Genomic DNA, 13,433 nt, shown 5'->3' on the forward strand with positions numbered 1-13,433 from the left:
AAAAGCGGAGAAGCGCGATGCTTCCCCGCTTTCTCTTGCGATGGTTTAAATTAAAGTCGTTCGCAACTCTTATAGGTTAGCGAAGTATTCTAAAGTACGTACTAATTGTGCAGTGTATGACATTTCATTGTCGTACCAAGCAACAGTTTTAACTAATTGTTTGTCGCCAACAGTCATAACTTTTGTTTGAGTTGCATCAAATAATGAACCGTAAGTCATACCAACGATATCAGAAGAAACGATTTCGTCTGTGTTGTAACCGTAAGATTCGTTTGAAGCTTCTTTCATTGCTGCATTGATTTCATCAACAGTTACTTCTTTGTCAAGAACAGTAACTAATTCAGTTAATGAACCAGTTGCAACAGGAACACGTTGAGCAGCACCATCTAATTTGCCGTTCAATTCTGGGATTACTAAGCCGATCGCTTTAGCAGCACCAGTTGAGTTAGGCACGATGTTTGCAGCAGCAGCACGGGCACGGCGGAAGTCACCTTTAGGGTGTGGTCCGTCTAGAGTCATTTGGTCACCTGTGTAAGCGTGGATTGTAGTCATTAATCCTTCAACTACACCAAATTTGTCGTTCAATGTTTTCGCCATAGGAGCTAAACAGTTTGTTGTACATGAAGCACCAGAGATAACTGTTTCTTCACCTGTTAAAGTTTCATGGTTTGTGTTGTAAACGATTGTTGGAACATCGTTTCCACCAGGAGCTGAGATAACTACACGTTTTGCACCAGCTGTTAAATGTTTTTCAGCAGCTGCTTTAGAAGTGAAGAATCCAGTACATTCTAACACGATTTCAACACCTAGTTCGCCCCAAGGCAATTCTTCAGGGTTGCGGTTAGCTAAAACTTTGATTTCGTTTCCGTTCACATTGAATGAACCTTCGTGAACTTCAACTGTACCGTTGAAACGTCCTTGTGTTGTATCATATTTTAACAAGTGAGCTAACATTTTAGCATCTGTTAAGTCATTGATAGCCACAACTTCGATTCCTTCTACTTCTTGGATACGACGAAATGCTAAGCGTCCGATACGTCCAAATCCATTAATACCTACTTTAACTGTCATTTAAGATTTCCTCCTTATGAAAATCATAAAAATATTTATTTTAAAGGGTTGCCCCTTTTAAAATCTCATTTGCGCAAGCTTCATCGGTGATGAGCCAGGTTTGTTTTGGTGCATTTTTCATGTATGCATTGACCGCTTTGGCTTTTGATTGTCCGCCAGCGACCGCAAAAATGATTGGGACTTTTTGCAAATCTTTTAATTGAAGTCCGATGCGAGGAACTTTGTAGACGACCTCACCAGCTTCGTTAAAGAAATACCCAAAGGATTCTGCAACTGCATTTTTTTGTTTTAACATCAGAATTTCTTGTTCTGACATTTTTCGTCGAGCCGCCATATGCAACGCCCGTCCAATACTATGAATAACACAATTCGCTTGACTTATCAAGTTTAAGACATCAACGATGGCGGGTTCTTTCAAGAGAAACTCGTAGGTGTTCATGCTTAATTGTTCTGGTACAAACAAGGAGCGATAATCGCCGTTTGTCTGCATCGCCATTACTGAGCTGACTGAGTTTGCTTGCACGTTGACTGATTCTCCGATACCGCCACGGGCTGGAACAAACAAGTTATGACGTTTGGCGGTTTCCAAATTGCCCAATTCCTCGGCAACTTTCGCCATTGTCGTCCCTCCCATCACTGCGATGGTGTTTTTGCCTTCTGGCAATAAGAGATCCAACGATTCATTCAGCAACTGGCCAAATTCAGCAATCACTTTCGGTTGTCGATCACCATCGCCGCTCGCAATCAAACAACGTTCGATGCCAAAGGTCTCTGATAATCGTTTTTCGATTTGGTGCATTCCGAACAGCTGATCCATCAGTGCACCGATCTTCGTATACACTTCTTCTCCATAGGCGGTCAATTGCATGCCGCTTTTTGAAGAGTCGATCAGTTTTAGCTTTTTAAGGATATCTGTTTCCGTCCTCAACACGCGTTCCGTCATTGATAAACTTTCCGAAAGTGTCCGGCGGCCAACGGGCTGCATCCAATAAATATTTCTTAAGATACGGTAACGTTCCTGGAGTACAGCGAGAATATCCGGGGTGATTGCCTCAATCAATTTTAATTCATCGAGCATTTTATACCCTCCCGTTGGACAATTTTCGTCCTACAATGACTTAAAATGACCCATCGATTGCAAAAAAAATTTAAATCTGTTTCCTACACCAATAATAGTAGCACTTATCGCCTTGATACGCAACTATTTCAGTCACAAAATCTTGCTTTTCATAAAATCGTCATAATTTGAAAAAGAGGAAAGGATCGATAAAAAAAGGAAAGGCTTTGCTGCCTTTCCTACTCGTTAATAGTACGTTTTGCTTTACTCGAATCGTTTCCGCTTGGAAGAACCTGGGATATTCATGGCTTCACGATACTTTGCCACCGTTCGTCTGGAAATATCGATGCCCTGGGCTTTGAGGGCATCTGTCAACTTCTGATCTGACAATGGTTTGTTTTTGTTTTCTTCATCGATCAGTGCTTTTAGCTGCTGTTTGATCGATGCCGTCGTCAGGTCATCACCGCTTTCTTGTGTCGAAACTTTCTGTCCAAAAAATAGTTTTAATTCAAACACCCCAAAGGAGGTTTCCAAGTATTTCCCGTTGACCGCTCGGCTGACCGTCGATTCATGAATCCCTAATTCTTCGGCAACTTCTCTTAAAACCAATGGCTTTAATGGGCGATCTGGTTGAGTGAAAAACTCCTTTTGCCGTGCAACGATCTGCACCCCGACACGATAGATGGTATCCCCTCGTTGCAGCAAGGTCTTTTTCAGCCACTCGAACTCTTGGGCTTTATTGTCTAAATAACTTAATACCTCTGGATCACCGCTTTGCTTCAATTGATCAAAATATTGCTGCTGAAAGCGAACCTCTGGCAAGGCGCGTTTGTTTGATTTCACGATCGGCTGTCCTTTTTCAACCGTCACTCTCAGGTCAGGAACGATGTAAAGCCCATCGGTTGACCCAAACGCAGCCCCTGGTGTGGGGGTCAATGTTTGAACATAATCAAAGACCTTTTGGATCTCAGTTAATGGAATCTGCAGCGCTTTGCTGATTTTGTCCCACTTGCGCTCTGCCATTTCCGTAAAAAATTCTTCTAAAATGAGATAGGCCATTGGCGGCGCATAGTCATCTCTTTCCGTTTGCAGCATCAAACACTCTCTTAGATCACGAGCACCGACGCCTGCTGGATCTAGCTGCTGGATCAAGGTCAAGGCATCGAGCATTTGGATTGGGGTCCCACCAACAAGTTTTCCAGCTTCTTCCAGATCAATCGTCAAAAAGCCGTTTAAATCAATGTACTCGACTAAAAATAAAACGATCGTCCGCAAGAAGGTATCTCGGTAGTTTAAATGTACTTGATCAATGAGGTATTCGAATAAAGACGTATGCTGGTCAGGGATCTGGCTTAAATAATCCATCAATTGTTCTGATGAGCCATTGCTTTTGCTTGGTGTGATGGGCGAATCATATTCCCCCAGATCAATCAATGGATTTTCTAATGCTTGGTTATCTATGAAGGACAATAATTCGTCTGCAGAAAATTGCAACACTTGGATCGATTGCTGTAATTTCTGCGTCATAGCAAGCTTTTGCGTCTGTTTTTGTTGTTGTGAAAATTGCTGTTGAAATTTCATCATTCTACCTCTTGTTTTTTTCACTGAAATTGGTTAAACTAATATTTGTGCTTCGCGCCTTTAGTGTAGTGGATATCACGTAAGATTCCGGTTCTTGAGACGGGGGTTCGATTCCCTCAAGGCGCGTTTTTTCTTTTCGTTACAAGTATACTCGATTCAAATCAATAATTCAAAAGCACTTAGGGACCGCTGATGCGGTTCCTTTTTTATTTGTATCTATGTAAGAAGGCGAACTCGTCCTTCAACGATTAAAAGCTGCTTGCAGCCATAAGGCGAAAAAAAGAAGAGGATTACTCCTCTTCTTCCTCTTCATCCGCAAAATCATCTTCATCATCGTCATCGATAATGGTTAGATCTTCCTCAATGCTGTCAGGTAATTCTTCTTCATCATCGGTGCTGTTGTCGGCGCCGATTTCTTGCAAGTCTGAATTGTATGCCGAGATTTCTTCATCCTCGTCATCATCATCATCAAAGAGATCATCTTCTTCGTCATCTGACAAATCAGTATCCTCAGGATCATCATCGTTATAATCGATTGCGTCTTCATCATCGTTGATAAAGGCATTGACTTTTTTACGTTTGCGACGACGTGGTGTATCTTCATCCTCGTCTTCGATGCCATGGTTGACTTCTTCATCGATCGAATCAATGGCGTACCATGAACGTAAGCCCCAACGATTGTCGCCTAAAGAAATAAAACTACCGTCGATATTCAAGTCTGTATAAAACTGCGCCAATGAATCACGAATCTCGCTGTCTGAAGTTTCAAGATAGTTTTGAATTTGGTTGACCAAATCAGAAAAATCCATCACGTCACCGCGCTGCTCTAAAATCGCATGGGCAACTTCAATCATCGACAATTCGTTTTTATTTACACCTTCAAATACATTAATTTCCAAACGGGACACGTCCTTTCACAGTCTACTCCTAATCATACAAAATTACGCCTCAAATTGCAATTTTTTCTTTCAATTTCCCTTTGATCAAGCGGTAAATTCTAAAGATAGTTTGTATTCGCCGACTTTGTCAGCAGCCATGAACAAGTCATAATCGATATCGATCTTTCCCGAGTATGGACGGTCTTTCAAGCTAACGTGCAGGTGATTGGTGAAGGTGTGGAACATCATCAAACCATACGGGGTTTGGTAGCTCGTCTCTAACCGTTCCTTATAAGAAAATTTCAAACGCATGCGCATTTCCCCTGAGCGAATCAATTGAATCAATCCGTCTGGCATGATTTTCATCGTGACGGGAACGTCGGTACCGTCTGGCTGGATCTCTTTGTAACGGATATATAAGGTATCACCGATCTTGACTGCTTGTCCTTGCAGATCAAACAGAAAGTTCTCTGTTTCCCCTGCTTGACGTACATTGGTTGTTAAATGAATCGAGATTGGGATTCCTTTTGATAATTCTTGCATGTACGTGTGCCTCCTTTGAAGATTTCAGTTTCATTCTTGCTTTTTTTCATTCGTTTGTCAATCATTTCAGTTGATTCTCCTTGGTCTATTTCTTCATTGAAAATAAAAAAGCGAAAACAAAAGCAAGTTTTCATTCTTTTCTCCAAGTAATTTTCCAAGAATCGTATATAATAAGGATAACAGGTATTTTTAAAGGAGTTTAACCGATTTGACTATCTATATAATGGATCAAACCTTACCACGTATCCACAATCCTTATGAGCCGTTTGCTTTCACCGATGTTGCCACCGAAGCTGCTGGCAAACTGGAACAAGTTTATTGTCATTTTTGGCAGTTGTCCGATACGATGATTTTAGGAATGAAAGATACCCGGCTGCCTTTTTTGATAGATGGTCTGCAGGTTTTGAAAGAAGCTGGCTATGCCTCGATCATCCGCAACTCAGGCGGGCTTGGGGTCATCAATGATGCCGGTATTTTGAATGTCTCCCTCATTTTCCCTAAACATTTGGCTGCCACTACGGATGCAGCCTATGAAATGATGGCGACATTGCTACAAGCAGCCTTTCCTGAGCGGACAATTTTGGCTTATGAAATTGCTGACTCGTACTGCCCAGGCACCTATGACCTGAGTATTGACGGAAAAAAAATTGCTGGCACAGCACAACGACGGATAAAAGACGGCGTGGCTGTCATGATGTATCTGAGCATCAATGGCGACCAACCAGCCCGCGGCTCTCTCGTTCGTCGTTTTTACCAAGCAGGTTTAAAAGAGCGCTTTGGTACGGATGGCTATCCAGCCGTCAATCCTGCGAGCATGACCACTTTAGAAGCGGCTCTCGGCCGTAAGTTTACCACACAAGAGGTGATTGACCGTTTGCAAAAAGCCCTGCTTTTCTTGATCACAGACCAATCCCTATATCCGCTTGAGTCACTGGATCAATGGCTTTCAGAAAATGACCTTAGCGAACAAATGCAGCAACGCTTAGCTGGCATGGAAAAGCGAAATCACCCAATAAAGGAGTTTAGCGATGAGCCTACCATATAAATATCAAACCTTAGCGATAGAAAAAGTGTTTCGTGACCCTGTTCACAACTATGTCCATGTGCAGCACCAAGTGATTTTAGACTTGATCAATTCCAAAGAAGTGCAGCGTTTGCGACGAATCAAACAACTAGGGACTGCTTCTTTCACCTTTCACGGAGCAGAACACAGCCGCTTTTCTCACTCCTTGGGGGTTTATGAAATCAGCCGCCGCATTTGCGATATTTTCCAACGCAATTATTCGATTGAAAAAGTTGGACCGAACGGCTGGGATGATAAGGAGCGTTTAGTGACCTTGTGTGCAGCATTGCTTCATGATGTGGGCCATGGTCCATACTCCCACACCTTTGAGCATATTTTTCATACGGATCATGAAGCCATCACAGTGGCGATCATCACTTCTCCTGAAACGGAAGTTCATCAGATATTGAACCGAGTGGAAGCTGGATTTCCTGAGAAAGTGGCAAGTGTCATCACTAAAACCTATCCAAATCCCCAAGTCGTTCAAATGATTTCCAGTCAAATCGATGCTGATCGGATGGACTACTTGCTGCGCGATGCTTATTTTACCGGCACTGAATATGGCACGTTTGATCTGACCAGAATTTTACGAGTGATTCGTCCGTACGAAGGCGGTATTGCTTTTTCTATGAATGGCATGCACGCTGTGGAGGACTACATCGTCAGTCGTTACCAAATGTATGTGCAAGTTTATTTCCATGCGAGTTCTCGAGGGATGGAAGTGATCTTAGCCCATTTGCTGGACCGTGCTGCAGAACTTTATCAGGTGGATCAGGAAATGTTTCAAAGCCATTCGCAACTGCTTCTCCCGTTTTTAAAACAAGAATTCACTTTAGATGAATACTTGAAACTCGACGATGGCGTGTTGAATACCTACTTTACCCAATGGACGGAAGAGAATGATCCGATCCTCAGCGATTTAGCCAAGCGGTTCTTAAATCGTAAACCGCTAAAATCCGCTCGCTTTGACGATGAGACACAGTTGCCGATGATTGAAGAAATGCAGGGACTGGTGGAAAAAGTCGGCTTCAATCCCCGCTACTATACTGCCATCAATTCAAGCTTCGATCTGCCTTATGATTTTTATCGACCAACTTCTGGTAAGCATCGGACACAGATCGAATTACAGGAAAAAGATGGTTCCCTTGTAGAATTATCCCAAGCCAGTCAACTTGTTGCAGCCTTAGCGGGACAGACCCAAGGTGACCAGCGCTTTTATTTCCCAAAAGAAATGATTGACCCCAACATCCAAAATCACTATGATTTATTTGGAGAGACGTATCAAGAGTTTGCCAAGCACATTCGCAATGGTGCTTTGATCAAACCAAGCCACTAGGAGGAACTTATGAGTATCAAACTGATCGCCATCGATATCGATGGTACCCTGCTGAACAACGACCGCAAGATCACTCCAGCAGTTTACAAAGCATTAAAAGACGCAGAAGCACAAGGCGTGCGCATCGTTTTGTGTACGGGACGCCCCTTAACTGGTGTCCAAGATTTATTGAAGGAACTAGACTTATTTACGGACAATGATTTCGTGATTACCTACAATGGCTCTTTGGTTCAAAAAACCAAAAATCAAGAGATCATCTCTGAATTCGGCTTGTCCCAAGATGACTATCTCTTTGTTGAGATGACTGCGAGAAAATTAGGGGTTCACCTTCATGTAGAAACTGAGGATACCATGTATACCGCTAACCGCGATATCAGTCCTTACACGATTTATGAAGCCTTCTTAGTCAACATGCCATTGAAATATCGGACACCAGAAGAAATGCCTGCTGACTTGAATATCATCAAAATGATGATGATCGATGATCCCGCAATACTGGATCAGATCATCCCACAATTGCCGAGCAGTTTGACCGACAACTACAATGTGGTTAAAAGTGCTCCATACTTCTTGGAAGTCCTAAATAAACAAGCCCATAAAGGAGCTGCTGTCAAAAAATTGGCGGAGCACTTAGGCATCAAACAAGAAGAAGTCATGGCGATCGGCGATAATGAAAATGATTTAACCATGGTGGAATATGCTGGTATCGGTGTGGCGATGGCCAATGCTACTGAAAACGTGAAAAATGCCGCAGATGTCCTAACCGCTTCAAATGAAGAAGACGGTGTAGCAGAAGTGATCAACAAGTATGTTTTAACAAATAACTAAGTGCAAAAAAAGTCAGGTTTCCTTTTTATCGGAAACCTGACTTTTTTATTTTGCCAACCACTGTTCAACTGCCCATTTATGGCTGCCGCGTTTCAATCGTTGGATCGCTTCTTCTGGCGTGTGCCAAGACAATTGATTGGTTTCTTCTGTCGGTTCGCAAACTTTTTTCCACTGTGTCATTAAATAGAAATAGCCCGGGTGATGGTAAAATGTATCGCGATGGCGCGAATAGAAGTATTCAACTGCCTCCCCTAGATACTCAGCGATCTCCCCTTCAAATCCAAGTTCTTCAATCAATTCTCGTTGGATCGCTTCTTCTTTGCTCTCATTTGGCTCAATTTCACCACCGGGCAAAAAGTATGCGCCGTTGGGTGCTTGCACCAAGATCACTTCATTTTTTTCGTTTGGAAGAACGACATACGCCCCATATCTTGATTTGTATGGTTTCCCCGCTTCTTTTTCCCCGAACACAATTTCCTTTTCTGGCATGATTCCCTCCACCAACACTTTCTTTCCATTTTACCTTATGCCAATAGTCTGGACAAGCTGGAAATAACGCTCGGTTGTCTTTTATTCGTTACAAAAAGAGAAAATATGTTATCATACAACTATCAAGATCGAAAGGATGATTTACCCATGAAAATGGCTCACACATGTGTCCGCGTCAAAGACTTAACGGCTTCTCTAGATTTTTATCAAACTGCCTTTGGTTTTGAAGAATCTCGCCGTCGTGATTTTCCTGAACATAAATTTACTTTGGTTTACTTAACTTTGCCTGGTGATGATTACGAGCTAGAGTTGACGTATAACTATGACCATCCTGGCTATGAGTTAGGCGACGGCTATGGCCATATCGCCATCAGTACCGATGATCTAGAAGCGCTTCATGAGAAGCACCAAGCGGCTGGATTTGATGTCACTGACCTGAAAGGACTCCCAGGAACTTCTCCTTCTTACTATTTTGTGAAAGATCCTGATGGCTACAAAATCGAAGTTATTCGCGAAAAATAAAGCGAAGGTGATCGAAAAAAGGACCTCGTGTCCTTTTTTCTTTTTCGATTCATTTACTAGTAGAAAGGTTTGATCAAATGAAGCCCATTATCGGCATCGCTGCTAATGAACGACCAATGATTGAAGAAGCAGAACATTGGTTGTCCTATACACCCAAAAATTTTGTGACCCATATCCAACAAGCCCAAGGCATCCCCCTATTATTACCAATAGGTGTCGTGGAAGATGCTGCGACTTACATCAGCAAAATCGATAAACTCTTGTTAGCCGGTGGTCATGATGTCTCCCCTGTTCACTATGGCGAAGACCCTCATCCCTTGATTCAAGGCATTCATCCTGATCGTGATGTCTTTGAATTGGCATTGATCAAAGAAGCAGTGGCTCAAAACAAACCGATCTTTGGAATCTGCCGCGGCATGCAGTTACTCAATGTCGCATTTGGCGGGAGTTTGTACCAAGATCTCTCTTTGATCGATCACCCAACGATCAAACACGTGCAATTGCCGACGTTCTTTCAATTCCCTACACATCGGGTAAAAATCAAGGCAGACAGTCGTTTGGCTGCTCTTTTAGGCACAACCTATCACGTCAATTCTTTTCATCACCAAGCAGTCAAAACCGTTGCGGATGATTTCAACGTGATTGCCACCGCTCCTGATGGTGTCGTTGAAGCCATTGAATCCACTGCCTATGGCGCACCGATCTTAGGCATTCAGTGGCATCCTGAGCTAGCCGCTCACAAGCTGCCTTCTGAGCAATCGATCTTCAACTTTTTTGTGCAGGAATTCTAAAGTCTTGCCCCTTGTTTTCTAGATTTTAGCGAATAAAAAACGCCCGATCACGAAAAGGATCGGGCGTTTTGCTTATTTTTCGTTTTTCATTAACACTAATGATTGTTTCAACGTTGCTAAAATGCCATTGTCGTTATAGATCAAGACATTTGATTTGTACATTTTTGCAGAAACCAGCATCAGGACGATCGTGGTAACAGCAAGAATTCCTACTGAAATTAATGCACCGCCGATACCCACTGTATCATTAGCAAGCCGTACTGGCATAATGAAGGAAGATAAAAATGGTACATAGGAAGTTACTCGTAAGACCACGTTATGAGGATCCATACCGCCTAGCACGATTCCAAGCATATACCCGCCCAATGAAAGATACGTCACTGGAATGATGGCCTTCGCCGTATCTTCTGCTTTGTTCACTAACGACCCGCAAAGGGCTGATAAGACCGAGTAGATCAAAATTCCTAAGAAGACGAAAACGATCGCAAACACCAGGAAGGGACCAAAAATGCCATCTGTCGAAAAGTTTGCCAACAAGTCTTTTACCATTGGGTTATCCTTGATCCAGAAATAGCTCCCGCCAAAAATCGCAACATAAGCAACTAGCTGGGTCGCTGCAACCATGATTACACCAGTCAATTTGGCATAGTAATGGATTTGCGCCCGTGTACTAGACAAAATGACTTCCATGATGCGTGTGCCTTTTTCAGAGGCAATCTCTTGTGCAATGATCTGTGCGTAAGTAATGATAAAGAAAAAGAGGATGATTGTTGCGATCATACTTACTAGTGATTGCATCGCGGTATTGTCTTCCCCATAAGTCATTTCGCCATCTTCACCGAAGGAAACTTTTTGACGATCAAGCGGTGCGACTTCACTAAGGACTGCCACTTGCTCAGCAGTCAAGCCAAGCTCACTAGCTCTATAGGAAGACTGCAAACCCGTCAATAACTGTTGGATCGTCAGCTCTAAAGCTTGCCCCATCGAGGACTCGCTTAATAATTCCCCTTGCAGCGTATCCCCAGAAGCAGTAATAAGTAACAAAGCATCAGCATCTTTGTCTGCCATCTGTTGCTGCCCTTGTTCTTCGCTGTCAACAATTTCAAATTCAAAATCATCGCCGCTTTGGTCCACAAAGGTCTGCGCAATGGCTGGTTCATTCGCATAAACGGCAATTTTGTCGACACTGTTCATACCATCAGCAAAATAACCAATGAGATAAAATGCCCCCGTTGCAATAAATGGCACGAGAATCATAATCAAAAACGAAATTGATTTGATATTTTTTTTATAAACATCTAATGCGATTACCCAAAACTTACTCATTTATTTTTCCCGCCTTCCGCTTAAAGATTTCTTCTAACGTTGGCGGTTGTTGATTGAACATAGGGATATAACCATCCGCCGTTGCTAAATCAAATAAGGTTTTTCCTACTGCAGGATCAGCAATCGTAATATCATAGCTGCCATCTTCTCTGGCAAGAACTTCCTCGACACCTGCCACTGCCAAGAGCTGTTCTTTCGTCAAGTTGGATTCTAAATAGACTTTCGTCCGCCCAAAGGATTCACGAATTTCATGAACTTTTCCGTTTAAGACGGTTTGACCATCCCGCAGCATAATCAAGTGATCGCAGATTTTTTCCACATTATCCATATTATGACTGGAGAAAATGACACATGAGCCATTTTTTTTCAGTTCAATGATCCCATTTTTCAACAGTTCTGCATTGACGGGGTCTAACCCACTAAATGGCTCATCTAAAATCACCAATTTTGGTTCATGGATCAACGTTGAGATCAGCTGAACTTTTTGCTGATTTCCTTTTGATAGCGATTTGACTTTATCGGTTTTCTTGCCTTTGACTTTAAATTTGTCCATCCAATAGTCGATTTTTGGTACGATGTCTTCTTTCTTCTTGCCTCGTAACCGCGCGAAATAGATCAATTGATCTTCAATGGTTACTTTTGGAAACAAGCCGCGTTCTTCTGGCAGATAGCCGATAATATTGTATTCTTTTTCACTTATTTTATGGCCATCCCATAATACTTCCCCTTGATCAGCTTTCAAGAAATCCAAGATCAATCGGAATGTCGTCGTTTTACCAGCACCATTTTGACCAATCAAGCCCATGATCTGTCCATCATTGATGGTAAAGGACAATTGATCGACTGCTGTATAATCGCCAAATGTTTTTACTAATTGTTTTGCTTCTAACACATGCTCACCTTCCCTGTCTAATAAAATATATCACTAAAGAAAAAGCCGATAACGGCGCCAATGATCGCTCCGACAAACATCAAGATGACGGTATCGCGGATCACTCGTTGACGCTTCGCCAGTTTCTCTGGTTCATTGTAATAACTTGCTCGATTTTTATATAAGAATTTCATCAGGATCGTGGTCAATCCTACCCCAATCGGGATAAACACCAGCCCCGTAATCAATCCTAGTCCAAAGGACCAAAATGGATTTGTGCGAATATTGAAATAACGGATCAAAAAGTAAATTGCTGCTAATATCACTAAACTGATCACCGAAAGTAGAATCGATTTTTTCATTAAATACCGTGTTTCATTATCGATCCGTTCTTGATAGCTTTCTTGGTCACTGAAAATCGCTGGTGTGTCAGGAGACGCTTTAAAATAAAAATAGCGATCTTTATAATTGCTGATATAAGTCCAGCCTCCTGCTTGATACATCGCTAAGTAATCAACGATCTCAGAGGGCTCTCCTTCGAAAAAGTCTACTGCATATTTGATCGTTTCTGGGTCTCCTTTGATAAACTTCAAAAACCCTAACCGATTCATCTTCACAAAGTGCCACCCTAACGACGCTTGTTTTTGCAGACGAACCATTTCCTTTTCTGGGTAATAGGCTACACCAAGTGAAAGAAGGTATTTCTTATTGATGCCCATCTTGCTCTCCCCCTAACGCTTCGAAAACCTGTTCTCCGATTTGATAAAATAATTTGCGCCGTTGAATATCTTTCTCCAGAACTTGTCTTCCTTCTGGTGTAATCTGATAGATTTTTTTTCGGTCAACGCTTTCCTCTAAATCGATCCACCCCTTTTTCGTCAGCTTCTTTAAAATCGTATACATCGTTGCGGGACCAATCTCAAACGTCCCTTGGCTTAGCTCATGGATCTGTTTCATGATGAGATACCCATGTTTCGGCTTTAAAAGCGCTAATAAAATCAAATAGGTTGAATCTGTCAATGCCTCATCCATTTGATTCCTCCGTCCCACTAGCTATATCACTTAATGATATATTAT

Annotated in this window: 15 protein-coding genes and 1 tRNA gene; 6 read left to right on the plus strand and 10 right to left on the minus strand. The window is 42.3% G+C overall.

Annotated elements, in window-relative coordinates; translation table 11 throughout:
* Positions 1 to 69 precede the first annotated feature (69 nt).
* From gap to rpoN, 3 genes are all read right to left on the minus strand, one after another.
* Complete coding sequence (gene gap / locus IGI96_RS02950) at positions 70 to 1,071, minus strand: type I glyceraldehyde-3-phosphate dehydrogenase (RefSeq protein ID WP_005228677.1); 1,002 nt, start codon at positions 1,069 to 1,071, stop codon at positions 70 to 72.
* Positions 1,072 to 1,111: 40 nt separating this feature from the next.
* Entirely contained in the window at positions 1,112 to 2,149 is a 1,038-nt protein-coding gene (locus IGI96_RS02955) for a sugar-binding transcriptional regulator (protein WP_005228675.1), read from the minus strand.
* 243 nt (positions 2,150 to 2,392) lie between these two features.
* The gene (gene rpoN, locus IGI96_RS02960) at positions 2,393 to 3,712 is read right to left on the minus strand and encodes an RNA polymerase factor sigma-54 (RefSeq protein WP_176323943.1); all 1,320 of its coding nucleotides are present in this window, start codon (positions 3,710 to 3,712) and stop codon (positions 2,393 to 2,395) included.
* A gap of 51 nt (positions 3,713 to 3,763) precedes the next feature.
* On the opposite strand from rpoN, the gene IGI96_RS02965 reads away from it, so the two are divergent.
* Positions 3,764 to 3,835: transfer RNA gene (locus IGI96_RS02965), tRNA-Arg, on the plus strand.
* A 164-nt stretch (positions 3,836 to 3,999) separates the two neighbouring features.
* Here the strand turns inward: IGI96_RS02965 and rpoE are convergent.
* Together rpoE and IGI96_RS02975 are read right to left on the minus strand one after the other, a co-directional pair.
* The gene (gene rpoE, locus IGI96_RS02970) at positions 4,000 to 4,608 is read right to left on the minus strand and encodes a DNA-directed RNA polymerase subunit delta (protein ID WP_005234347.1); all 609 of its coding nucleotides are present in this window, start codon (positions 4,606 to 4,608) and stop codon (positions 4,000 to 4,002) included.
* A gap of 84 nt (positions 4,609 to 4,692) precedes the next feature.
* Complete coding sequence (locus IGI96_RS02975) at positions 4,693 to 5,130, minus strand: DUF1934 domain-containing protein (RefSeq protein WP_005228669.1); 438 nt, start codon at positions 5,128 to 5,130, stop codon at positions 4,693 to 4,695.
* A 223-nt stretch (positions 5,131 to 5,353) separates the two neighbouring features.
* Here IGI96_RS02975 and IGI96_RS02980 point away from each other — a divergent pair, with 223 nt between their 5' ends.
* The 3 genes from IGI96_RS02980 to yidA are packed head-to-tail and all read left to right on the plus strand — an operon-like array spanning position 5,354 to position 8,357.
* Positions 5,354 to 6,175 (plus strand): lipoate--protein ligase family protein, encoded by an 822-nt coding sequence (locus tag IGI96_RS02980; protein ID WP_034869150.1) that lies wholly within the window; start codon positions 5,354 to 5,356, stop codon positions 6,173 to 6,175.
* Entirely contained in the window at positions 6,159 to 7,529 is a 1,371-nt protein-coding gene (locus IGI96_RS02985) for an HD domain-containing protein (protein ID WP_010749809.1), read from the plus strand. The genes IGI96_RS02980 and IGI96_RS02985 overlap by 17 nt, the downstream gene beginning before the upstream one ends.
* A gap of 9 nt (positions 7,530 to 7,538) precedes the next feature.
* A complete protein-coding gene (gene yidA / locus IGI96_RS02990) occupies positions 7,539 to 8,357 on the plus strand; it encodes a sugar-phosphatase (RefSeq protein ID WP_086337977.1) in 819 nt (272 codons plus the stop codon).
* Between the two features lie 45 nt (positions 8,358 to 8,402).
* Here yidA and IGI96_RS02995 read toward each other — a convergent pair whose 3' ends face one another.
* Positions 8,403 to 8,846, minus strand: a complete 444-nt coding sequence (locus IGI96_RS02995) for an NUDIX hydrolase (protein ID WP_005228661.1) — start codon at positions 8,844 to 8,846, stop codon at positions 8,403 to 8,405.
* A gap of 147 nt (positions 8,847 to 8,993) precedes the next feature.
* Between IGI96_RS02995 and gloA the strand changes: the two genes are divergently transcribed.
* Together gloA and IGI96_RS03005 are read left to right on the plus strand one after the other, a co-directional pair.
* Entirely contained in the window at positions 8,994 to 9,368 is a 375-nt protein-coding gene (gene gloA, locus IGI96_RS03000) for a lactoylglutathione lyase (protein WP_005228659.1), read from the plus strand.
* A 77-nt stretch (positions 9,369 to 9,445) separates the two neighbouring features.
* Positions 9,446 to 10,159, plus strand: a complete 714-nt coding sequence (locus tag IGI96_RS03005; RefSeq protein ID WP_438784819.1) for a gamma-glutamyl-gamma-aminobutyrate hydrolase family protein — start codon at positions 9,446 to 9,448, stop codon at positions 10,157 to 10,159.
* Between the two features lie 72 nt (positions 10,160 to 10,231).
* Here IGI96_RS03005 and IGI96_RS03010 read toward each other — a convergent pair whose 3' ends face one another.
* From IGI96_RS03010 to IGI96_RS03025, 4 genes are read right to left on the minus strand one after another with little or no spacing between them, the layout of a single operon-like run.
* On the minus strand, positions 10,232 to 11,485 hold the full coding sequence (locus IGI96_RS03010) for an ABC transporter permease (protein WP_005228656.1): 1,254 nt from the start codon (positions 11,483 to 11,485) through the stop codon (positions 10,232 to 10,234).
* On the minus strand, positions 11,478 to 12,377 hold the full coding sequence (locus IGI96_RS03015) for an ABC transporter ATP-binding protein (protein WP_005228654.1): 900 nt from the start codon (positions 12,375 to 12,377) through the stop codon (positions 11,478 to 11,480). Before IGI96_RS03015 ends, IGI96_RS03010 begins: the two co-directional genes overlap by 8 nt.
* Positions 12,378 to 12,394: 17 nt before the next feature.
* The gene (locus tag IGI96_RS03020; protein ID WP_005228651.1) at positions 12,395 to 13,075 is read right to left on the minus strand and encodes a DUF2812 domain-containing protein; all 681 of its coding nucleotides are present in this window, start codon (positions 13,073 to 13,075) and stop codon (positions 12,395 to 12,397) included.
* On the minus strand, positions 13,062 to 13,388 hold the full coding sequence (locus tag IGI96_RS03025; protein ID WP_015510192.1) for a PadR family transcriptional regulator: 327 nt from the start codon (positions 13,386 to 13,388) through the stop codon (positions 13,062 to 13,064). Before IGI96_RS03025 ends, IGI96_RS03020 begins: the two co-directional genes overlap by 14 nt.
* Positions 13,389 to 13,433 lie beyond the last annotated feature (45 nt).

The organism is Enterococcus sp. DIV0421 (genome assembly GCF_051713745.1).
Classification (GTDB): domain Bacteria; phylum Bacillota; class Bacilli; order Lactobacillales; family Enterococcaceae; genus Enterococcus_D; species Enterococcus_D casseliflavus.